This window comes from Kitasatospora sp. NBC_01250 (genome assembly GCF_036226465.1).
Lineage (GTDB): Bacteria > Actinomycetota > Actinomycetes > Streptomycetales > Streptomycetaceae > Kitasatospora.
This window is the reverse complement of record NZ_CP108476.1, coordinates 993,765-1,013,367: the sequence shown is the minus strand read 5'-3', so window position 1 is coordinate 1,013,367 and position 19,603 is coordinate 993,765. Positions and strand designations below refer to the sequence as shown.

Genomic DNA, 19,603 nt, shown 5'->3' with positions numbered 1-19,603 from the left:
TGTACGGCACCAGCGGCTCGGGTGGTGGTGCCGACCGGCATTGACGTCGGCGCAGGGTCCAACGTGCGGTGGCCGGATCAGTTACGAGAGCGACGAAGAGCGACCCCGACGAGCGAGTTGACGGTGTCGGATGTGAACGCGTCATCCTCGTCGATGCCACGCGTGGTTTCCGCGGCCGGCCCACCGGTCAGGCCGTGCCCAGGAACCAGGTGGTGAGCATGGCGAGTCCGGCTCCCGCCATCGGCAGGCAGGCACTGCGCAGGTAGTCCGCGCAGCTCTGGACCGCGTGTTGGCGCCTGGAGCGGGTCGCCAGGCCCAGGAACACCGCAGCTTGCGGGGAGATCCGCGCGCCCGTCGGCACGCCGTCCCGCGCCGTGGCCAGGTCCTGCGCGGTGGCTTGGTCCTGCGCCGTGGCCAGGTCCTGCGCCGTGGTGCCGTCCTGAGGCTGCAGCAGGGCGGTGAGGCGTTCAGCCACCTGCTTCCCGGTCACCTGCAGCGAGACTCCTCGGGCGTCGGTGAGCACCAGGTCGTCCCACCCCCGGTTGCCGGGGACTCGGTCGCGGCGGATCCGCACCAGCGCGGTGAGGTCGACCGTCCGCACACCTGTCAGCGTACGGGCGGTGAGATACCGCAGGTCGGGTCCGTGGATGACGGGGTCCCCGGTGTTGTGCCGGTTCATGAGGAGCATCGTGGCCGCTGTCCCGGTCAGCGCACCGATGAACTGCTCACCGGCCTGGACGGTGCCGCAGCGTTCGACCACGGCGGGTACGGCGATGCCCGCGGCTGCGGCCGCGCCCAGCACCGCACAGCCGATCCGGCCGTGCCGGAGGCTGACGTCGGCCGGTACGCCGGTCGGCCCTGCCTTGGTCAGCAGCCTGGCCTCGCGCCGGCTCGGCTCCGTGACGGTCCGGTCGGCCGCCCGCCCGGGCTGCGGCTTCTTCCGCCGCTTCTTGCCTGCCATGTCAGCCCCCTTGTCGTGCCTGTTCCGACCGGCACCGTAGTCCTGCGCCGTCACGCCGTCATGGGCGGGGTCCGGTCGCCGTGCCGACCCGCCGGGCGACCGATCCTTTCGGGACCGAACCGTGGGTACGGTCGGTGCGTCCTGGTAGTCGAGTCCCGTTCATCCAGCAGAGGAGACCCATGAACGACGCCGGCTTCGCCGCCCGTCCCAGCCGCCGCACCATGCTGGCCCTCGGTGCCGGGGCGGCGCTCGCCGCCAGCGTGGCCACCGCCGGACCGGCTGCCGCCGCGACGCCGGGCGGCAGCGACCTGCACCGGGCGCTGGCCGACCTGGAGCGCGAACACGCCGCCCGGCTCGGGGTGTACGCGCGCAACACGGTGACGGGCCGCCAGGTTCGCTACCGTGCGGGCGAGCTCTTCGCGACCTGTTCGGCCATCAAGACGGTCACCGTCTCCGCCGTCCTGCGGGACCTCGACCGGGACGGCGACTACCTGGCCAAGCGCATCCACTACACCCAGCAGGACGTCACGCGCTCGGGCTACGCCCCGATCACCGGTACCCCCGAGCACCTGGCGAACGGCATGACCGTCGCGGAGCTGTGCGCGGCGGCGATCGACTACAGCGACAACACCGCGGCCAACCTCCTGGTGGGCGAACTCGGCGGTCCCCAGGCCGTCACCGCCTTCTGCCGCTCGATCGGGGACCGCGTCACCCGGCTGGACCGCTGGGAGCCCGAACTCAACTCCGCCGAGCCCGGCCGGGTCACCGACACCACGACTCCGCACGCGATCGGCCGCACCTACGCCAGGCTCGTCCTCGGGGGCGCGCTCACGGCGCCGCACCGGCAGCAGTTGACCACCTGGCTACTGGGCAACACCACCAGCGGCGCACGCTTTCGGGCCGGACTGCCCAAGGACTGGAGGCTCGGCGACAAGACCGGCACCGGTGACTACGGCACCACCAACGACGTCGGCATCGCCTGGACTCCGGCGGGGGAGACCGTGGTGCTGGCGGTCCTGTCCACCAAGCAGGACCAGAAGGCGCCGGCGGACGAGCCGCTGATCGCCAAGGCCGCCGCCCTGCTGGCGCCCGCCGTCGGCTGACCGGGGTTCTCCGGCTGCCACCGGTTGTCCACCGGCGCCACCGACGTCCACCGATGCCACCGACGCCCACCGCGCCCGGCTAAGGTCGTGGTGGGACGTCGCCGGCGACCGCCGGGGCGGTCGTGGGACGAGGCTGGAGGGCCGGGCGTTGACGGAGATCATGGTCATCGGTGGGGGCGTCGCCGGAGCGGCGGCCGCCCTGGGCCTGCACAAGGCGGGCTTCGACGTCACCGTGTACGAGGCGCACCCGGACACCGGGGCCGACATCGGTGCCTTCCTCACCCTGGCGAGCAACGGCATGCGCGCGCTCGCCCAGCTCGACGCCGCCGCACCGGTCGCCGAACTCGGCTTCCCGCTCACCGAGATGAGCGTGCTGGACGAGGCGGGCCAGGAGCTCGCCGCGATGCCGCTCGGCGAGGCCGACCACCCGCTGACCCGCTACCGCTGTCTGCGCCGCGCCGAGTTGGGTGCGGCGCTGCGGCGCGAGGTCGGCCGCCGCGGGATCCCGATCCGGCACGGCGCGCGGCTGACCGGCCTCGTGGAGAGCGCCGGGGGAGTCACCGCGACCTTCGCCGACGGCAGCTCGGCCCGCACCGAACTCGCCGTCGGCGCCGACGGGTTGAACTCGACGGTGCGCGCCCTCCTGGACCCGGACCAGCCCGGCCCCGAGTACGCGGGCCAGCGCGTCTGCTACGGCTACACCACCGACTACGCGCCACTGGGCGAAGCCTCGCACCGGATCACCATGCTCCGCGGCAGCGGTGCCGCCTTCGGCTACGCCTGCTCCCCGTCCGGCGAGACCTTCTGGTTCGCCCGGGTGCCCGGCCCACCGGTGGCCGCCGACGAACTGGCCCGCACCACACCCGCCCAGTGGCGCGAGCACCTCCTGCCGCTGCTGTGCCCCGACCGCACGCCCGCCGCGGACATCGTGGCGGCCACGGCGGAGCGGCTGATGGTGACCAACGCCCAGCACCTGCGGCCGGGTGGCCGCTGGCACCGCGGCCGCACCGTCCTCATCGGCGACGCCGCCCACGCGGCCTCCCCGGCCACCGGCCAGGGCGCGTCGATGGCCCTGGAGGACGCGGTGGTCCTCGCCAAGGCCCTGCGCGAAGCGGGCCCGTCCACGGACGCGCTCACCCGCTACGAACTGCTCCGCAGGCCGCGCGCGGAGCAGAACATCGCCACCAGCGCCCAGCTCACCGCGAACCGCACCAACACACCCCCGCCGCCCACCCCCAGCACCCGCCCGCCCCGCGACTCCGCCCGCCCCGCATCGCGCACGGACGAGGAACTGCTGCGCCTGCTGGACTGGCAGACCCCGCTGCCCGCACCCGGCCAGGAGGGCTGACCCGACCTCCGCGCCACCGGGCGGCCGGGCCGCCGCGCCGGGTCGCTAGCGACCCGTGCCCGCCTGGCTGCCCGTCAGGCCGCCCGCCTGGCTGCCCGTCAGGCCGTCCACCAGCGCCCGCAGCCCGCTCAGGTAGGTGTCCTGAGCGGTCAGCGACTCCCAGCGGCCCGCGACCTGTGCCAGCCGGGGGAGCTCCTCGGCATCGAGGTCGGCGAAGACCGCCGCCCGGTAGGTGGGCCGGTCGTCGTCCGCGCGGCGCCGGGCCGCCGCGGCGCGGATCATGATCTCGCCGGCCGTGTAGTGCCAGATCGCGCGGTAGCCGTGCACGGCCTGGTCGGGCGTCAGTCCGCAGTCGACCAGCCCGGCCACGATCTGTTCGACGAACCACAGCGCGGTCCTGGACATCAGGTCGTCGGCGGTCAGCACCGCGACGATCCAGGGGCAGTCGGCCAGCACCGCGTGAATCGCGTCCGCGGCGGCGACGACCCGCTCGCGCGCCCCGGCGGGCAGCGCCTCGGGCCGGCGCAGGGTCCGCGTCGCGTAGTCGTCCAGCAGCAGCACGAGGAGTTCGTCCTTGTTGCGGACGTGGTGGTAGAGCGCCATCGGCGTGCTGCCGATCTCGGTGGCCAGCCGGCGCATCGTCAGCCGCTCCACGCCCTCCTCGTCCAGCAGCCGCAGCGCCGCCCCGATGATCTCCTCGCGGGAGATCCGGGCAGGTCGGCCGGGTGTCTTGCGCGGTGCGGGCGGTTGCGGCATGCCCCCATCATCCCCCAGGAGTCGACAGCGGGATGCATCGGGCGCTAGTTTTCTTACATGTATAAAAACTTACGGGGGCGACCCGGAGCCGTGCTGGCTGCTGCCGCGGTCGCGCAGTTCGTCCTCGCCCTGGACATGTCGGTGGTCAACGTCGCGCTGCCCACCATCCGCGACGCCCTGGGATTCACCCCGCTCGGGCTCTCCTGGGTCGTGCACGGCTACGCGCTCGCCTTCGGCGGCCTGCTGCTGCTCGGCGGCCGTGCCTGCGACCTGTACGGCCGGCGCCGGCTCTTCGCCCTGGGCCTGGGCGTCTTCGGACTCTGCTCCCTGGCGGGCGGGTCGGCCCAGGCGCCCTGGCAACTGGTCGCCGCCAGGGCCGGCCAGGGCCTGGGCGCCGCTGCCGCCGCACCGGCCGCCCTGGCCATGCTGACCACGACCTTCCCCGAGGGGCGGGCACGCACCCGCGCACTCGGGGTGTGGAGCGCGGTGAATGCGGCCGGCGGCGCGCTGGGTGTGCTCGTGGGCGGGCTGCTGACGCAGTACGCGGGCTGGCGGTGGGTCATGCTGGTCAACCTGCCCATCGTCGCGGCGGCCCTCGTGCTGCTCCCCGCAGACGCAGACGCAGGCGCGGACGCGGACGCGGGCGCGGGAGCCGAGGCGCCGACCACCGGTCGCAAGGACCCGGACGTGCTCGGCGCCCTGCTGGCGACCGGCGGCATCGGGCTGCTGGTGTTCGGCGTCCTGCGCACGGACACCCGGGGCTGGACCTCCGCGACCACCGTGTCGACCCTCGCCGCCGCGGTCGTGCTGCTGGCCGCCTTCGTCGTCACCGAGTCCAGGGCCGCCGCACCGCTGCTGCGCCTGGGGCTCCTGCGCAGCCGCTGGGTCGCCGGCGCCAACGTCCTGGTGTTCCTCGCGGCGGCCGGGCAGTTCAGCGCCTTCTACTTCGTCTCCCTCTACCTGCAGCAGGTGCTCGGCCTGGGCGCCGCGGCCACCGGCGCCGCCTTCCTGCCCTTCTCCGCGGGCCTGGTCGCGGGCACCGTCGTCGCGACCCGCCTCACCGCCGTCCGCTCCCCGCGCGCGGCGCTGATCCCCGGCGCGCTGCTGGCCGCGGCGGGGCTGGCCTGGTTCGCGTGCATCCGCGTGGACGGCGGCTTCCTCACCGACGTCCTCGGCCCCGCCCTGCTCACCAGCATCGGGACCGGACTGGTGCTGGCCCCGGTCGCCGCCGCCGCGACCACCGGCGTCGCGCCCCAGGAGGCCGGCATGGCCTCGGGTGTCTTCAACAGCGCACGCCAACTCGGCGGTTGCGTCGGCCTGGCCGTCCTCGCGACCGTCGCGGCACACCGCACCGGCCAGGCCACCGGCCCCGCCGCGCTGAACGCCGGCTACGCCACGGGCCTGGCGGTCGGCGCCGCACTCTTCCTGCTCGCGGGGGCCGTGGCGATCGCCCTGCTGCCCCGCCGCCGGGCCGCCGCCACCACCGTGCCAGCCGCCGTCCCCGCTCCGAACCGACCGAAAGACAGGACCCCGTCATGACGACGACCCCCATCGACCTGTTCGCCACGGCCCTGCAGTTCCACCCCGACGGCGCGGTGCGGAGCGCCGAACGCCGCATGGCGAGCGGCGATCCGGGCGCCTGGCAGATCGCCGCCTTCCACGTGGAGACCGACTCCGACGTGCACGCCGACCACTGGGAGATGCACCCGGAGGCGGACGAGGCGGTCTGCTGCCTGGCCGGCGGCGCGCGCCTCCACCTGCGCCCCACCACCCCCGGCGAACCCGAGGAAGCCGTGCACCTGCCCGCGGGCGCCGCCGTGATCGTGCCCCGGGGCCGCTGGCACCGCCTCGAACTGGACGCGCCGAGCGACCTCATGTCGATCACCCTGCGCCAGGGCACCCGCCTCGAGCGCCGCTGACCACCGCGGTGGCCCGGCAGCCCCTGCTGCCGGGCCACCGCGTCCGTCGGGACCGGAGCAGGCCCTACTGGCACCCGCCCAGCACCCGGCGCAGCGCTTCGACGACCGAGTCGGGCGGGAAGCGCAGGCGGGCCGCCTGCTCGGCGAGTTCCAGGGTGGCGGCGAGGTCGTCGGGGGCTGCGTCGGCGACCAGGCCGCGCATCCAGGCCAGCAGCTCGGCGGGCACCTGGGGCCGGCTCCCGGCGAGGATGACGGCATCCGGCACCTCGGCGACCGGGGCCGGTCCGGGGAACGCCCGTACCGGGGCCTGCCGCACGGATGCGGTCGGATCGGCGTGCGGTGCTGGGGGCCCGGCCGGGCGGGCCGGGGGCGGGCAGGGTGCCGGGAGCGGCTCGTCCGCGCTGGCGTAGCGGCCGGCGGGCAGCCCGACCTTGTAGGGGTGCACGCACACCGCCACGCCCTGGGCGGTGTAGCGGAACCCGGTCCGCGGATCGAACGGCGCCTCGCGAGCGGGCCGGTCGTAGACGTCGAACCGGCCGCCCGGGTAGCGCAGCGCCGGGCAGATCCAGCAGACGTCGTGGTCGCTGTCGTCGTCGATGAACGGTGTGTCCGGGCCCATGCCGCCGCACCTTACCGTCGAGCGCCGAGCGGCTTCGCCCGGGCCCGGCCGGTCGCGATACGGTCACGGCATGGCTGACACCCGGCTGACCACCCCCTCGTACCTCGTCCTCGGCATCATCGACAAGCTGGGCGAGGCCAGCCCGTACGACGTGAAGGTCGAGGCGGCCCGCACGGTCGCGCCGTTCTGGTCGGTGCCGCACGCGCAGGTGTACGCGCAGTGCGACCGGCTCACGGAGGCGGGGCTGCTCTCCGAGGTCCGGCAGGAGGGCGGGCGCAACCGGCGGCTGATGAAGCTGACCGAGGCGGGCCGCACCGCGCTGGCGCGGTGGCTCTCGGACACCGCCTTCGTGCCGGTCGAGGCGCGCGAGCGCAGCATCCTGAAGCTCTGGTTCGGAGCCCGGGGCGAGCTGCTCGCCCCGGAGCAACTGACCCAGCACGGTGCCACCTTGGCGGAGTACGAGGAGCTCGCGACAAGCGTCGGAACGCTGCTGACCCGCGGTCAGCGCGAGGCACTGGAGTTCGGCATCCGCTACGAGCGGATGATGGTCGACTTCTGGCAGTGGGTGGAGCAGCGCGAGGGCTGAGGCCGCGCGGGGGGCTGACAACAACGACGGTGCAGGGGCGTTGACCCCGACCGGGGACCGCCGCTACCTTCGCGATAGTCCAGAAAGGACTATCGCTGATTCAGTCGGGAGCGGGTACACCCCGAGGGAGCCGCCGTGAACCGTCTCAGGAACGTCGCCTGGGGGCGTGTGGCCACGATCGCCGTGGTGGTCCTCTGCCTGGGCTACGCGCCGATCGCGATGACCGAACTGTGGCCCTACGCCCACCCGGGCGCACCGGCGTTCGGGCAGTGGGTGCTGGCCCGCGCGGTGTCGCCGCGCTACGTGGCGGACGCCTTCGCCACCCGGATCGGGCCGTACGGGCGCAGCCTGGTGCCGCTGGTCGTCCACTCGGTGCTCGGCGGCCTGCTGATGCTGCTCGGGCCGGTCCAGCTGCTCTCGGCGGTCCGCCGGCGCCGACGGCTGCACCGGGTCGCCGGGGTGGTGTTCGCGCTGACCGTCTACGTCTCGATGGCCGGCGCCGCGGTCTACCTGGCGCGCACCCGCCTGGCCGACGCGTTCGGCGGGTCGACGTTCTGGATCGTGCTCGCCACCATCCTGGTCGGCACGGTGCTGAGCGTGACCTTCGGCATCCTGGCCGCCGTAGGGCGCCTGCCCGACCTGCACCAGCGGTGGATGCTGCTCTGCTACGGGTTCCTGATGACCGCGCCGCTGCTGCGCCTGGAGTGGGGCGTGCTGCCGTGGCTGCTGCCCGGCCTGCCGATGACGGAGATCAACCGGGTGGCGATCATGCACCTCGGCTCGGTGGTCACCTTCGGCGCGCTGCTGGCCTCCCGGGCGCTCGACCGGCGGGAGAACGTCCCCGGGGTGCGGGGCAGTTGGGTGCCGCTGCCGGTGCTCGTCCTCGCCCAGCCGGCCGGCGCGGCGGCGCTGCTCTGGATCACCCGGTCGTTCTGGGGCTGGGGGGCTGAGGGGCGCCGGCTGCTCCTCGCGTACCTGATCCCCTTCGCGCTGACCTACGCGGTCCTGATGGTGCGTCAGTGGCGCGCGGGCCGGGCCGGGGCGAGCTGGGCGCGCGAGGAGTGGCGGCTGCACCTGGTCGCGCTCGCGATGGCGCCGGTCTTCTCGGTCGGCGCGGCGCAGCTGTTCGAGCGGCAGTTGGGGCTCGACGCCCGCACGGCCCTGTCCGCCGGGGTCGCCATCGGCTGCGGGGTGCTGGCGTTCGCGGCGACCACGATGGTCAGCCTGCGGGTGATGTACGGGCGCGAGCTGCTCCGGCGGCAGCCGCGCGGCGCAGGGCGGCCCGTCGACCTGGCGGTTCGGTCAACCATCAGCTGAGGGGGAAGACTTGAGCAGTGTCGAGGTGGCACCGGCCGCCGATCTCGAAGGACCGGGACCCGGGCGCGGACTGACCGCGGCCGTGACGATGCTGGCCACCGTGGTGGCGGTGGTCAGCGGCCTGACCGGCGCGCTGATGGCGGCCGTGAGCTTGTCGGGCCACGTCTTCGGCGCCTGGGCCTCGCCCGAGCCGCTGAGCCCCGGCCTGATCGGCGCCGCCATGCTCGGTGTCGCACCCGGCCTCCTCATGGTCGGCCGGGCCCGGGTCTGGGAGGAGGTGCGCACCCTGGTGCTGCCGACCGCCGTCGTGCTGCTCGGCCTGCTCGCGGTGTCGCTGCTCAACGCCGGCCAACTGCAGGTGGTCCGGGGCGGTTCGGTCTTCCTGGTGATGTTCAGCCTCGGCTGGATCGCCGTGCTCGGCCTGCTGGCTCTGCTCGCGCTCGGCTGCCTGGCCCGGCAGTACCTGGAGCCGGCCCGCCCGCCGGCCCCGCCGGTCGTCCCGCTGCCGGCCTGGTCGAAGCCGTTCATGGCCGTGCTCGGGTCGGGCTGGTTCGGCATCGGGGCGGGCCTGCTGGCCGTGCCGGGCTTCTGGGCCGCACTGGTGCCCTGGCACGTCGACCGCCCCGACGCACAGGCGCTCGGCGTCTGGGGCATCGCCCTGGGGGTGGGCGTCCTCGGCGCACTGGCCGAGGACGACCTGACCCGGCTGCGCCCGGCCCTGACCGCCCTGCCCGGCGTCGCCCTCGCCGTGGCCCTGGTGCTGGGCGTGCGGAGCTCGGCGGTGCGCTGGAGCTCGGGCCCCGGGCTCTGCCTGATCACCTTGGTCGGCGGGCTGCTGGCCGCCGGACTGATCGGGCAGTGGCTGCTCTCCCGGAGGGCGTCGCCGCAGGCCTGAGGTGCAGCTCTGAGCCGCTGGCCAACGCCTGGTAGGCCGGTGCGTCAGTCCGCTGGTGCGGGGCGGGCCGGGGAGCCGAGGCGGTTCACGGCGGCCAGGACCGGGCCGGTTCCGTCCTCCTGGCGGATGCGGGCGGCCAGGGCCTGGGCGCGGCGGGTGTAGGACGGGTCGGTCGTGGCCTGGACGAGGGCCGCGGTCAGGGCCTGGGCGGTGAGCCGGCGCAGCGGGATCGCGGTGGGGGCGACGCCCAGGGCGGTCAGGCGGGCGGCCCAGAACGCGGCGTCGAACTGGACGGGGAGGGGGACGGCCGGAATGCCCGCGCGCAGGGCGGCGGCGGTGGTGCCCGCTCCCGCGTGGTGGACGGCCGCGGCCATGTGCGGGAACAGCAGCTGGTGCGGCATCTCGTCGATGGTGAGCATGTCGTCGTCCTCGCAGGCGAGTTCGCTCCAGCCGCGCTGGATGACCCCGCGCAGCCCGGCCGCACGCAGGGCGCGCACGACGGTCCGGCTCAGCCGCTCGGGGTCGGGGACGGTGGCGCTGCCCAGGCCGACGAAGACCGGTGGCGGGCCGGCGGACAGGAAATCGCTCAGCCGGTCCGGGAGTTGTGCCTGGGGCGGGTCGTGGGGCCACCAGTATCCGGCGATCCGCAGGCCGGGGCGCCAGTCGTGCGGGCGCTGCACCACGAGGGGGCTGAAGCCGTGGTAGACGGGCCAGTCCTGGCGCTCGCGGGCCCGACGGGCGGTGTGCGAGCGGTGGCGGGGGAGGCCGAGGCGGTCCTGCAGCGCGCGGGCGCTGTCCGCGAAGATGCCGTCCACGGCAGCGTTCACCGCTCGTCCGGCCAGCCGGTTGCCCACCGCTCCCCAGGACCGGGTGCCGGTCACCGGAGGCGCGAACTCGACTGTGGCGGCCAGGGGTTGGAGGTACACGCCGATGCTCGGCAGCCCCAGCCCCTCGGCGATGGTGTGGCCGAGCGGGCCGAGCGAGCTGGACAGCAGCAGGACGTCGCTGGTGCGGGCGGCTGCCAGCAGGTCCTCGGCCGTCCGCCCGACCGCGGACCGGGCCAGCGCGATGACCCGCAGCAGCTTCCCGGCGCCGGTGGTACTCCGATGCAGCGCCTGTCCGCGCGCAGACCGGAGCTCCGCAAGCGGGTCGACCGGCAGCGCATGGAAGCCCACCCCCGCCGCAGCCGCGAGCGGCGCGAAACGGGCATGGGTGACGAGCGTGACCTGGTGTCCGGCCTGCGCCAGAGCATGGCCGAGCCCGGTGTAGGGAGCCACGTCGCCGCGCGAACCCGCGGTCATCACTGCCACTCGCATGACGGCCAGTATCGTCCAGCGGGGCCCGTTTCGGCAGCTGTGCCACGCAGGGCGTTGACGGGCGATCGCTGGGCCGGTGTCGCGACGCCTGGCAGGCCCCACCGTGGAGGATGTCACCGAGCAGGCCCGTGCTCTCGGGGCTATCGGCGACGTTGAGGTGAACGAACGCGCCATCATCGTCGAGGGCTTGAACGAGCCGCCGCGCTCCTTCCTGCAGCGCTGCTTCGGTTGCCAGGTCCACGACCGTGACAAGCCGTGCAACCACCGCCGGACGGCCGCGCCGACATCGGCCGGGCCGCCGCCCAGTAAGGAGACCGTGATGGACTTCGGTACCTGGCCCCGCGTCCTCGTCGTGGACGTGGAAGGCAACGGCGCCCAGCCACCGGACCTGGTGGAGGTCGCCGCGATCCCCGTGGTGCACGGGAGCCCGGTGCCGTCGTCCGCCCGCTCCACCCTGCTGCGCCCCCCGAACCCCATCACGCCGTTCGCCACGCGGGTGCACCGCATCACCAACCAGGACGTCGCGACGGCGCCGACCTGGGAGCAGGTCGGCGCCCGGGTACACGCCGACCTGGAGGGCACATGGATCGCCGCGCACAACGCCCACGTGGACTACGGGGTGCTGCTGCGGCACATGCCGCAGTGGCGACCGGCCGGGGTGCTGGACACCCTCCGGCTCGCTCGAGCGACCTGTCCGGCGGCCGGCGGGTACAGCCTCGACGCGCTGATCGACCTGACCGGCATCGACCTGGCCGCCGTCCCCGGCCAGCGCCACCGCGCGGGCTTCGACGCCCACGCCACCGCGCTGCTGCTGCTCCACCTCGCCGCGCACTACGACACCTGGGACGCGCTGCTCGCCGCCGCAGTCCCGCCCAAGATGCCCGGCGCCTCCCTGCCCGCTACCCCCAACTCCGAGGATCAGACTCTGTGGTGACACCGCTTTCCTCTGCATCGCCGGAACGAACTCGTCCGGCAAGAGCACCTTGGCCCGGAGCATCGAGGTGGCCGGTGTCCCGAGGCGACGTCAGGACACCGGCGGCCCGGCGGGGTCGCTCAGGGGCGGACGATCGCTGCGATCGTCATCACCGTGGCGGACTCGTAGTGGACCACTGCGCCCTTGTGCGGGGCGTGGATGATCTGGCCGCCGCCGACGTACATGCCCACGTGGCCGCGGTCGGCGAAGTAGATGATCAGGTCGCCGGGTTGGGCGTTGGCGATGTTGGTGCCGAGGTTGGTCCCGATGGTGGCCTGCTCCTGGGAGGTGCGCGGCAGGGAGATGCCGGCCTGCGCGTAGGCCCACTGCATCAGGCCCGAGCAGTCGAACTGGGTGGGGCCGGCGCCGCCCGGCACGTAGGGCATCCCGAGCCGGCTCTCGGCGGCGGCGATCGCGGCCTGGGCGGCCGAGTTGCCGGCGGAGCTGCCGCCGGGCGGGGTGCTGGGGGCGGTCGTGCCGGTACCGCTGCCGGTGCCGGTGCTCCCGGGGTCGGTGCGGGCCGCGTCGCGTGAGGCGGTCTGGGTGGCGTCGGTCTGGGCCTTGGCGGCGGCTGCGGCCTTGGCGTCCGCCGCGGCCTTGTCGGCTGCCGCCTTGGCGTCGGCCGCGGCCTTCGCCTCCGCGGCGGCCAGCGCCTGGCGCTGCTGCTCGGTGAGCGAGTTGAGCAGGTCCTGGCTCTTCTTCAACTTGGCCTGGACGTCGTCCTTGGCGGCCCTGAGCTGCTGCGTGGTGGCGTCCAGCTCGGCGAGCTTGGCCTGCGCCTCGGCCTTGTCCTGGTCGAGCTTGCGCTGCTGCGTCTGGAGCTGCTTCAGGGCGTCGGACTCGGTGTCGCTCAGCTGGTTGAGCGACTTGGCCTGGCTGAGGAAGGTGTCCGGCTTGGCGGAGAGCATCAGCTGGACGGTGGGCGATATTCCGTTGGTGGCGTACTCGTCGGCGGCCACCGAGGACAGCCCGGACTGCAGGTCGGCGACCTGGCCCTGCTGGCGGGCCAGCTGGTCCTGCAGGTCGCCGACCTGCTTCTGCAGGGTCTGCTGCTTGGCCTGCGCGCCGTCGTAGTTCTCGGTGGCGAGCTCCGCCTGGTGGTTGAGGTCGTCGACCTGGGACTTGACCTGGTCCAGCGAGGGCGGCGCCGGGTCGGCGTGCGCGGCACCCTGGGCGGAGAGCGCCATGGCGGTGGCGGCCGTGGCGGTCAGGATCGACGCACGGGTACGGCCGACGGGCTTGGGACGACGGTGGGACGCCATTGCTGCCTCTCCCTCGCGGGGACACATGGTTCCCCAGTACCGCTTGGCAGCTCCCCCGCGAGGGTCCCCTGTCGGACAGTCAGCTGTCCTTGCTGCGCTCGAACTCGGCGGCGCCCGCCACTGCCACCCGGGTCGGGTGATCACCATCGCGGCGGTCTGCTTGCCGACCTTAGTGATAACTCCGTGATCTGTTCAAATCTTTGGCGACAAAAACGTCCAACACCCCTCAGTGAATGGTTCCTTCGGAAGTGTGCACATCAAGTCGCCGGGTGGCGGCGCAGCTCAGCAGGGCGCGCAGGCCCTGGGCGACCGCGGCGGCCGGCAGGGACGGCACCGCCTGGTCGAGGACCTGTTCGGGCAGGGACGGCACGTGGACGAAACCACCCCGGGTGGTGGGTCGTTCGACGGCGATCAGGTGCATCAGGGCGTAGAAGACATGATTGCAGACGAACGTTCCGGCGGTGTGCGACAGCGAGGCGGGCAGGCCGGCCTCGCGCACGGCGGCCACGCACGCCTTCACCGGGAGGGCGGCGAAGTACGCATCGGGGCCACCGGGCACCACCGGTTCGTCGACCGGGCGGCGTCCGGTGTTGTCGGGAATGCGTGCGTCGTCGATGTTGACGGCGATGCGCTCCACGCTGATGCCGGGCCGCCCGTGAGCCTGGCCGACGCAGACCACCAGCTCGGGGTCGGTCGCCCGGACGGCGTCCCGCAGTTCGTCGATCGCCCGACCGAACACACAGCTCAGCCGCAGCGGTGTCACCTCCAGCCCTTCGGGTGCATCGGCCGCGACCAGGCGCACGGCCTCCCAGGAGGGATTACGGGTGGCGCCGCCGAACGGTTCAAAGCCGGTGAGCAGGACGCGGGTCATGGGTGGTCACACCTCTCGCAGTGACGGGCCTCGAAAGACCGAGGAAGGTCTCGGAAGGTCGCGGAAGGCTCCAGATGGCCTCGGATGGCCTTGGACAGCCTCGGACGGCCTCGGAGGGCTTCAGAAGGCGAAGAGCGAGATGATGGCGATGTTGCACACCAACAGCGCTCCCGCGGTACGGACCTGAGCCTTGATCGGCCCGTACTGGTCCTTGAGCTCCAGCAGGGCCGCGGGCACCAGGTTGAAGTTGGCGGCCATCGGCGTCACCAGGGTGCCGCAGAAGCCGGCCAGCATCCCGACGGCCAGCACCACCGCCGGATTCCCGTGCAACTGGGTGACCAGGACGGGCCAGCCGATCGCGGCGGTCATCACCGGGAAGGCGGCGAAGGCGTTGCCCATGATGACGGTGAACAGGGCCATGCCCACGCAGTAGAGCACCACGGCGGGGAACCGGCTGCCGTGCGGCAGGATGTCGGTGGTGAGCCTGCCGACCTGGGTGCCGACCCCGGCCACCTGGAAGATCGAGCCGAGGACGGCCAGCAGCTGGGGCAGCAGCAGCGCCCAGCCCATCGATTCGAGCAGCCCGCGCCCGGCGTGCAGGGCGACGACGGGCTTGCGCTCACGGGTCATCAGCAGCGCGACCAGCAGGGCGACCAGGGCGCCGATCCCCAGCCCCACGATGGTCTCGCTGCCCGCCTGGAGCACCGGCCGGTTTCCGAGGTGCCAGTCCTTGACCACGGTCGAGCAGAGCACGGCCACCAGCGGGATGGTCAGGGCGGGGACGAACACCCGGTTGCCGAGCCGGGCCGCGGTGGCGGCGCGCTGCTCGGGTTCCGGGGCGCGGGAGGCTCCGCGCCCGGTGAGGCCGAAGCCCGCCAGGCAGATCATCACCAGGACCGCGGCGCCGAGCGGTGCGGCGGGTGCGGTCCTGCGCACCACCCAGGTGCCGTAGATGAAGCTCAGGCCCAGCAGCCCCCAGAAGGCGGCGGAGCCGAACCGCTTGGGGTTGCTCCGGTCGACCGCCATCTGCCCGGCCACCGCGAGGAAGAGGGCGCCGATCAGCCAGTACAGCCACTCCGCCTGGATCATTTCGCCTCCCCGGCCCGGGCGCGCCCGACGGTGGTCTGCTTCGCGGTGCTGGTCTGCACGGTGGCGTTCTCCCGGTCGAGGGCACGGTCCAGGCGCAGCAGCTGCAGGCCGTGGATGACGGTCGCGCACAGCGCGCTGGGGATGGCCCACAGCGCGAGCTGGGTCGGTTCCAGGTGCGTGTGGTAGGTCGCGTTGGCGAAGCCGGTGATCAGCAGGATCGAGCCGACCGCGAGGAAGCAGTCCTCGCCGAAGAAGAGTCCGACCGTGTCGGCACTGGCGGCGTACGAGCGGACCCGCTCGCGCATCCGCTCGGTGAGCGTGCCGTGGCGGCGCTCGGCGGCGGCCTCCGCCATCGGGGCGACCATCGGGCGCACCGCCTGGGCGGGGCCGCCCAGCCCGGTGAGGCCGAGTGCCGCGGAGAGCTGACGCAGCACCAGGTAGATCGCCAGCAGCCGCCCGGTGCTGAGCGCGCCGAGCCGGCCGATCAGAGTGCGGGCCTGTTCCTGCAGGCCGCGGTACTCCAGGAGGCCGATGACCGGCAGGACGATGACGAAGATGGTCACCGACCGGCTGGAGGCGAAGCCGGTGCCGAAGGCCGCGAGCACCTTCATGGGCGAGAGCTTGCCCAGCAGGCCGGTGACAACGCCCGCCACGCCGACGATCAACAGGGGGTTGCGTCGAGTGGCGAATCCCGCCACCACGACGAGGATGCCGAAGAGAACGATCACGCTCTTGGCCACCTTCCGAAGGAGGTTCCCGGCCTTGTGGGGGAGGCCCTGGGGGGAGTTGAGCCGAGGTTAGGGGATTGTTGAACAATCCCACAAGACTTGGGTACCGTTCTCTGACAACGGATCGGCCACGGGCTGCCGGGGTGCATGAGCCGGGGTGCATGATCGGCGCGGGCTGCATGATCGAAGAAGGAGGGCCGCCGTGGTCTCAGACGAACGGGCGACGACCGGGGAGTTCAGCGCCATCGCGGCCGATCGCGGGCGCCTCGGGCGCACCAGCGCCGCGCAGCGGGTGGCCGAACTGCTCTGCGAGCACATCACCGAGGGCCGTCTCGCCCCCGGCACCAGGCTCTCCGAGGAGGCGCTCGGCGAGGCGCTCGCGGTCTCCCGCAACACGCTGCGCGAGGCCTTCCGGCTGCTGGTGGACCAACGCCTGCTGGTCCATCAGCTGAACCGCGGCGTCTTCGTACGGGCGCTGCGGCCCGCGGACGTCGCCGACATCTTCACCCTGCGCCTGGCCCTGGAACAGGTCGGCGTCCGGGCCGCGCCGCACGCCGCACCCGAGCTGATCGCCGCCGTGCGCGGCGCGCTGGCCACCGCCGAGGCGGCCGAGCAGCGCGGCGACTGGGTCGCCGTCGGCACCGCCGACCTGCGCTTCCACCAGGCCGTCGCCGGGCTCGCCGGCAGCGAGCGGATCGACGAGTGCATGGCCCGGCTGCTGGCCGAACTGCGCCTGGCCTTCGGCGCGGTGGCCGATGCCCGGGGCCTGCACGAGCCGTTCCTGCGCTGGAACCAGGCGCTGGCCGGGCTGCTGGAGTCGGGCGCGACCGACGACGTCGAAGTGGAACTGACCCGGTATCTGGACGAGGCCCGGAGGGTGATCGTGACCGCCATGACGGAGACGGAGCCGGACCGGTGAGCGCCGAGGCAGCCGGGCCGGTGAACGCCGAAGCAGCAGGCACCGGGCCGGTGAGCGCGGCGGCAGTGGAGACCGGAGCAACTGCTGACGGAGCAGCGGTGATCGACCTCAACGCCGACCTGGGCGAGGGCTTCGGCCGCTGGCAGCTCACCGACGACCGGGCGCTGCTCTCGGTGGTCACCAGCGCCAACGTCGCCTGCGGCTTCCACGCCGGTGACCCCTCCACCATGCGGCGGGTCTGCGCGATGGCCGCCGAGCACTCGGTGCGGATCGGCGCGCACGTCTCCTACCGGGACCTGGCCGGCTTCGGCCGCCGCGCCATGGACCTGCCGCTGGACGAGCTGGCCGACGAGGTCGCCTACCAGATCGGTGCCCTGGACACCTTCGCCAAGGCGGCCGGGACCAGGGTGCGCTACGTCAAGCCGCACGGCGCGCTCTACAACCGCACCGTCCACGACGAGGGGCAGGCCACGGCCGTCGTCGAGGGCCTGCGCCTGGCCGGCCTGACGCTGCCCGTCCTCGGCCTGCCCGGCTCCCGGCTGCACCTGGCCGCCGAGGAGGCCGGGCTGCCCACCGTCACCGAGGCGTTCGCCGACCGCGCCTACACCCCGCAGGGCACCTTGGTATCGCGCCGCGAGGTGGGCGCGGTGCTGCACGACCCCGGCGAGGTGACCCGGCGCTCGGTGGCCATCGCCCAGGGCGACCCCGTCGGCACGAACACCGGTGGGCGGATCCGGCTGCGGGCCCGCTCGCTCTGTCTGCACGGGGACACCGCCGGCGCGGCCGACCTCGCCCGCGCGGTGCGGGCCGCGCTGCACGGCGCCGGTGTCCGGATCGAGGCGTTCGCATGAGGGCGCTGCCGGTGGGGCTCGACGCGCTGCTGATCGAACTCGACGGCGCCGCGGAGACCGCCGCGCTCCACGCCGAACTGCTGCGGATGCGCGAGGCCGGCCAGCTGCCCCGGGTCCGGGAGATCGTGCCGGCCGCGCTGACCGTGCTGCTCGACGGGGTGGACGACCCGCGCGCCCTCGCCCGGCAGCTGGCCGGCCGGCGGGTGCCCGCGCTGCCGGACAGCGCCGGTGAGGTCATCACCGTCCCGGTGCACTACGACGGCGAGGACCTGCCGGCCGTCGCCGCGCTCTGGGGGGTCGGCGAGGACGAGGTCGCCCGGATCCACGCCGCCGCGCAGTACCGGGTGGCGTTCAGCGGGTTCGCGCCCGGCTTCGGCTACCTGACCGGGCTCGACCAGCGCTTCCACGTGCCGCGCAGGGCGGTGCCGCGCACCAGCGTCCCGGCCGGGTCGATCGCGCTGGCCGGCGCCTACACCGGCATCTACCCGCGCTCCTCGCCGGGCGGCTGGCAGCTGATCGGCCGCACCGACGCCGTGCTGTGGGACCCCGCCCGCGAGCCCGCCGCCCTGTTCGCCCCGGGCCACCGGGTCCGCTTCGTCAGCATGGAGCACCGCGTGGAGCACCGCATGGAGCACAGTGTGGAACACCGCGCGGAACACGGCTCGGAGCACGGAGCCGAGCACCGCGTGGAGCATGGAGTCGCGCACGGAGTGGAGCCGAGATGACCCTGACCGTCGTCCGTCCGGGCCTGCTGACCACCGTTCAGGATCTCGGCCGGCCCGGCCACGCCCACCTCGGCGTCCCCCGCTCCGGTGCACTGGACCGCCGCGCCCACCGGCTGGCCAACCTCCTGGTGGGCAACTCCGCGCGGGCCGCCACGCTGGAGACCACCGTGCTGGGCTGCGCGGTGCGGGTGCGCCGCCCGGTGGTCGCGGCCGTCACCGGAGCGCCCTGCTCCGTACGGGTGGACGGCCGCCCCGCCGCCTGGGGCGCCCCGCTGCGGCTCGGCGCGGGCGCGCTGCTGGAGCTCGGCACCGCCGCCCGGGGCGTGCGCAGCTACCTGGCGTTCGCCGGCGGGGTCGCGGCCGAGGCCGTGCTCGGCAGCCGCGCCACCGATCTGCTCTCCGGCCTCGGCCCCGCGCCGCTGGCCGCCGGTGACGCGCTGCCGCTCGGCGCCGACCCGGCCGGCCCGCCGCTCGCCGCGGACGTGGTGCCCTGGGTGGCCCCGCCCGAGCACCTGGTGCTGCCGCTGCGGCTGGGGCCGCGCGACGACTGGTTCGCACCCGCGGCCGTCACCACCCTGGCGGCGTGCGACTACCGCGTCTCGCCCGCCAGCAACCGGATCGGCCTGCGCCTCACCGGCCCGGTGCTGGAGCGGGCCGTCGAGCGGGAGCTGCCCAGCGAGGGCATGGTGCTGGGCGCCGTCCAGGTCCCGCCGGACGGCCGCCCGGTGGTCTTCCTCGCCGACCATCCGACCACCGGCGGCTACCCGGTGATCGGCGTGGTGCCCGAGGACGCCCTGTCCGCGGCGGCCCAGGCACCGCCCGGCACCCCGGTCCGGTTCGTCCCCGTGCCTGGCGCCGGCTGGTGAGCCGAGGTCCATGAGAAGGCCCTGGGGGCGGGCCGTCCGCGGCCGGCCCGCACTGTGCGATGGTGGACGGGTGATGCTGGAAGACCTGGTCCGGCTGCGCCGGGCCCGTGACCTGATGGACCGCGACTACGCACAGCCGCTGGACGTGGCGGCGCTGGCGCAGGTGGCCCTGATGTCGCCCGGCCACTTCTCCCGCAGCTTCCGCGCGGCCTTCGGCGAGACGCCCTACAGCTACCTCATGACCCGCCGGATCGAGCGGGCCAAGGCACTGCTGCGCCGCGGTGACCTGTCGGTGACCGAGGTCTGCTTCGCGGTCGGCTGCACCTCGCTGGGATCGTTCAGCTCGCGCTTCACCGAGCTGGTCGGCGAGAGCCCCAGCGCCTACCGGGAGCGTGACCACGAGGCGGACGCGGCCCTCCCCGCCTGCCTCGCCAAGATCCACACGCGACCGGTCAGGAACGGAGAAGCCCGGACCCGGACACCGCCCGTAGGGTGAGGC

Annotated in this window: 21 protein-coding genes; 13 read left to right on the top strand and 8 right to left on the bottom strand. The window is 74.0% G+C overall.

Annotated elements, in window-relative coordinates; genetic code table 11:
• Positions 1-187 precede the first annotated feature (187 nt).
• The gene (locus tag OG500_RS04580; protein WP_329576819.1) at positions 188-961 is read right to left on the bottom strand and encodes a hypothetical protein; all 774 of its coding nucleotides are present in this window, start codon (positions 959-961) and stop codon (positions 188-190) included.
• A gap of 179 nt (positions 962-1,140) precedes the next feature.
• On the opposite strand from OG500_RS04580, the gene bla reads away from it, so the two are divergent.
• Both bla and OG500_RS04570 read left to right on the top strand, forming a co-directional pair.
• Positions 1,141-2,064, top strand: coding sequence for a class A beta-lactamase (bla, locus tag OG500_RS04575; protein ID WP_329576817.1), 924 nt, complete (start codon positions 1,141-1,143; stop codon positions 2,062-2,064).
• Positions 2,065-2,212: 148 nt separating this feature from the next.
• Positions 2,213-3,412, top strand: coding sequence for an FAD-dependent oxidoreductase (locus OG500_RS04570; RefSeq protein WP_329576815.1), 1,200 nt, complete (start codon positions 2,213-2,215; stop codon positions 3,410-3,412).
• Between the two features lie 45 nt (positions 3,413-3,457).
• On the opposite strand, the gene OG500_RS04565 is transcribed toward OG500_RS04570, so the two are convergent.
• Entirely contained in the window at positions 3,458-4,168 is a 711-nt protein-coding gene (locus OG500_RS04565; RefSeq protein WP_329576813.1) for a TetR/AcrR family transcriptional regulator, read from the bottom strand.
• A gap of 57 nt (positions 4,169-4,225) precedes the next feature.
• On the opposite strand from OG500_RS04565, the gene OG500_RS04560 reads away from it, so the two are divergent.
• Together OG500_RS04560 and OG500_RS04555 are read left to right on the top strand one after the other, a co-directional pair.
• Positions 4,226-5,707 carry an MFS transporter gene (locus OG500_RS04560; RefSeq protein ID WP_329576810.1) on the top strand — a complete coding sequence of 494 codons (1,482 nt, stop codon included), beginning with the start codon at positions 4,226-4,228 and terminating at the stop codon, positions 5,705-5,707.
• Positions 5,704-6,087 carry a cupin gene (locus OG500_RS04555; RefSeq protein WP_327065052.1) on the top strand — a complete coding sequence of 128 codons (384 nt, stop codon included), beginning with the start codon at positions 5,704-5,706 and terminating at the stop codon, positions 6,085-6,087. The genes OG500_RS04560 and OG500_RS04555 overlap by 4 nt, the downstream gene beginning before the upstream one ends.
• Positions 6,088-6,151: 64 nt before the next feature.
• Here OG500_RS04555 and OG500_RS04550 read toward each other — a convergent pair whose 3' ends face one another.
• Positions 6,152-6,706: a hypothetical protein gene (locus OG500_RS04550; protein ID WP_329576806.1), complete on the bottom strand. Its 555-nt coding sequence runs from the start codon at positions 6,704-6,706 to the stop codon at positions 6,152-6,154.
• Between the two features lie 70 nt (positions 6,707-6,776).
• Between OG500_RS04550 and OG500_RS04545 the strand changes: the two genes are divergently transcribed.
• The 3 genes from OG500_RS04545 (at position 6,777) to OG500_RS04535 (ending at position 9,504) form a co-directional block, all read left to right on the top strand.
• A complete protein-coding gene (locus tag OG500_RS04545) occupies positions 6,777-7,292 on the top strand; it encodes a helix-turn-helix transcriptional regulator (RefSeq protein ID WP_327065050.1) in 516 nt (171 codons plus the stop codon).
• A 135-nt stretch (positions 7,293-7,427) separates the two neighbouring features.
• A complete protein-coding gene (locus tag OG500_RS04540; RefSeq protein ID WP_329576801.1) occupies positions 7,428-8,609 on the top strand; it encodes a DUF2306 domain-containing protein in 1,182 nt (393 codons plus the stop codon).
• 10 nt (positions 8,610-8,619) lie between these two features.
• Positions 8,620-9,504 (top strand): hypothetical protein, encoded by an 885-nt coding sequence (locus OG500_RS04535; protein WP_329576798.1) that lies wholly within the window; start codon positions 8,620-8,622, stop codon positions 9,502-9,504.
• A 44-nt stretch (positions 9,505-9,548) separates the two neighbouring features.
• Here OG500_RS04535 and OG500_RS04530 read toward each other — a convergent pair whose 3' ends face one another.
• Positions 9,549-10,820, bottom strand: coding sequence for a glycosyltransferase (locus OG500_RS04530; RefSeq protein WP_329576795.1), 1,272 nt, complete (start codon positions 10,818-10,820; stop codon positions 9,549-9,551).
• A 319-nt stretch (positions 10,821-11,139) separates the two neighbouring features.
• Between OG500_RS04530 and OG500_RS04525 the strand changes: the two genes are divergently transcribed.
• Complete coding sequence (locus tag OG500_RS04525) at positions 11,140-11,754, top strand: 3'-5' exonuclease (protein WP_329576793.1); 615 nt, start codon at positions 11,140-11,142, stop codon at positions 11,752-11,754.
• A gap of 119 nt (positions 11,755-11,873) precedes the next feature.
• Here OG500_RS04525 and OG500_RS04520 read toward each other — a convergent pair whose 3' ends face one another.
• From OG500_RS04520 to OG500_RS04505, 4 genes are all read right to left on the bottom strand, one after another.
• Complete coding sequence (locus OG500_RS04520; protein WP_327065045.1) at positions 11,874-13,055, bottom strand: C40 family peptidase; 1,182 nt, start codon at positions 13,053-13,055, stop codon at positions 11,874-11,876.
• Positions 13,056-13,281: 226 nt separating this feature from the next.
• On the bottom strand, positions 13,282-13,926 hold the full coding sequence (pcp, locus tag OG500_RS04515) for a pyroglutamyl-peptidase I (protein ID WP_329576790.1): 645 nt from the start codon (positions 13,924-13,926) through the stop codon (positions 13,282-13,284).
• Positions 13,927-14,046: 120 nt separating this feature from the next.
• Positions 14,047-15,015: a DUF979 domain-containing protein gene (locus OG500_RS04510; RefSeq protein ID WP_327065043.1), complete on the bottom strand. Its 969-nt coding sequence runs from the start codon at positions 15,013-15,015 to the stop codon at positions 14,047-14,049.
• Entirely contained in the window at positions 15,012-15,743 is a 732-nt protein-coding gene (locus OG500_RS04505) for a DUF969 domain-containing protein (RefSeq protein ID WP_329576787.1), read from the bottom strand. Before OG500_RS04505 ends, OG500_RS04510 begins: the two co-directional genes overlap by 4 nt.
• Before the next feature lie 202 nt (positions 15,744-15,945).
• Between OG500_RS04505 and OG500_RS04500 the strand changes: the two genes are divergently transcribed.
• The 5 genes from OG500_RS04500 (at position 15,946) to OG500_RS04480 (ending at position 19,600) form a co-directional block, all read left to right on the top strand.
• Positions 15,946-16,662: a GntR family transcriptional regulator gene (locus OG500_RS04500; protein WP_327065041.1), complete on the top strand. Its 717-nt coding sequence runs from the start codon at positions 15,946-15,948 to the stop codon at positions 16,660-16,662.
• Between the two features lie 50 nt (positions 16,663-16,712).
• Positions 16,713-17,513 (top strand): LamB/YcsF family protein, encoded by an 801-nt coding sequence (locus OG500_RS04495; protein WP_442789309.1) that lies wholly within the window; start codon positions 16,713-16,715, stop codon positions 17,511-17,513.
• Positions 17,510-18,238 (top strand): 5-oxoprolinase subunit B family protein, encoded by a 729-nt coding sequence (locus tag OG500_RS04490; RefSeq protein ID WP_329576783.1) that lies wholly within the window; start codon positions 17,510-17,512, stop codon positions 18,236-18,238. The genes OG500_RS04495 and OG500_RS04490 overlap by 4 nt, the downstream gene beginning before the upstream one ends.
• A complete protein-coding gene (locus tag OG500_RS04485; protein ID WP_329576780.1) occupies positions 18,235-19,104 on the top strand; it encodes a biotin-dependent carboxyltransferase family protein in 870 nt (289 codons plus the stop codon). The genes OG500_RS04490 and OG500_RS04485 overlap by 4 nt, the downstream gene beginning before the upstream one ends.
• Before the next feature lie 70 nt (positions 19,105-19,174).
• A complete protein-coding gene (locus tag OG500_RS04480) occupies positions 19,175-19,600 on the top strand; it encodes a helix-turn-helix transcriptional regulator (protein ID WP_327065038.1) in 426 nt (141 codons plus the stop codon).
• The last annotated feature ends 3 nt before the right edge of the window (positions 19,601-19,603 follow it).

Coding starts and splice junctions, on each gene's coding strand:
- OG500_RS04580 (WP_329576819.1), bottom strand. CDS start 961: ATGGCAGGCAAGAAGCGGCGGAAGAAGCCGCAGCCCGGGCGGGCGGCC.
- bla (WP_329576817.1), top strand. CDS start 1,141: ATGAACGACGCCGGCTTCGCCGCCCGTCCCAGCCGCCGCACCATGCTG.
- OG500_RS04565 (WP_329576813.1), bottom strand. CDS start 4,168: ATGCCGCAACCGCCCGCACCGCGCAAGACACCCGGCCGACCTGCCCGG.
- OG500_RS04560 (WP_329576810.1), top strand. CDS start 4,226: ATGTATAAAAACTTACGGGGGCGACCCGGAGCCGTGCTGGCTGCTGCC.
- OG500_RS04555 (WP_327065052.1), top strand. CDS start 5,704: ATGACGACGACCCCCATCGACCTGTTCGCCACGGCCCTGCAGTTCCAC.
- OG500_RS04550 (WP_329576806.1), bottom strand. CDS start 6,706: ATGGGCCCGGACACACCGTTCATCGACGACGACAGCGACCACGACGTC.
- OG500_RS04545 (WP_327065050.1), top strand. CDS start 6,777: ATGGCTGACACCCGGCTGACCACCCCCTCGTACCTCGTCCTCGGCATC.
- OG500_RS04530 (WP_329576795.1), bottom strand. CDS start 10,820: ATGCGAGTGGCAGTGATGACCGCGGGTTCGCGCGGCGACGTGGCTCCC.
- OG500_RS04525 (WP_329576793.1), top strand. CDS start 11,140: ATGGACTTCGGTACCTGGCCCCGCGTCCTCGTCGTGGACGTGGAAGGC.
- OG500_RS04520 (WP_327065045.1), bottom strand. CDS start 13,055: ATGGCGTCCCACCGTCGTCCCAAGCCCGTCGGCCGTACCCGTGCGTCG.
- pcp (WP_329576790.1), bottom strand. CDS start 13,926: ATGACCCGCGTCCTGCTCACCGGCTTTGAACCGTTCGGCGGCGCCACC.
- OG500_RS04510 (WP_327065043.1), bottom strand. CDS start 15,015: ATGATCCAGGCGGAGTGGCTGTACTGGCTGATCGGCGCCCTCTTCCTC.
- OG500_RS04490 (WP_329576783.1), top strand. CDS start 17,510: ATGAGGGCGCTGCCGGTGGGGCTCGACGCGCTGCTGATCGAACTCGAC.
- OG500_RS04485 (WP_329576780.1), top strand. CDS start 18,235: ATGACCCTGACCGTCGTCCGTCCGGGCCTGCTGACCACCGTTCAGGAT.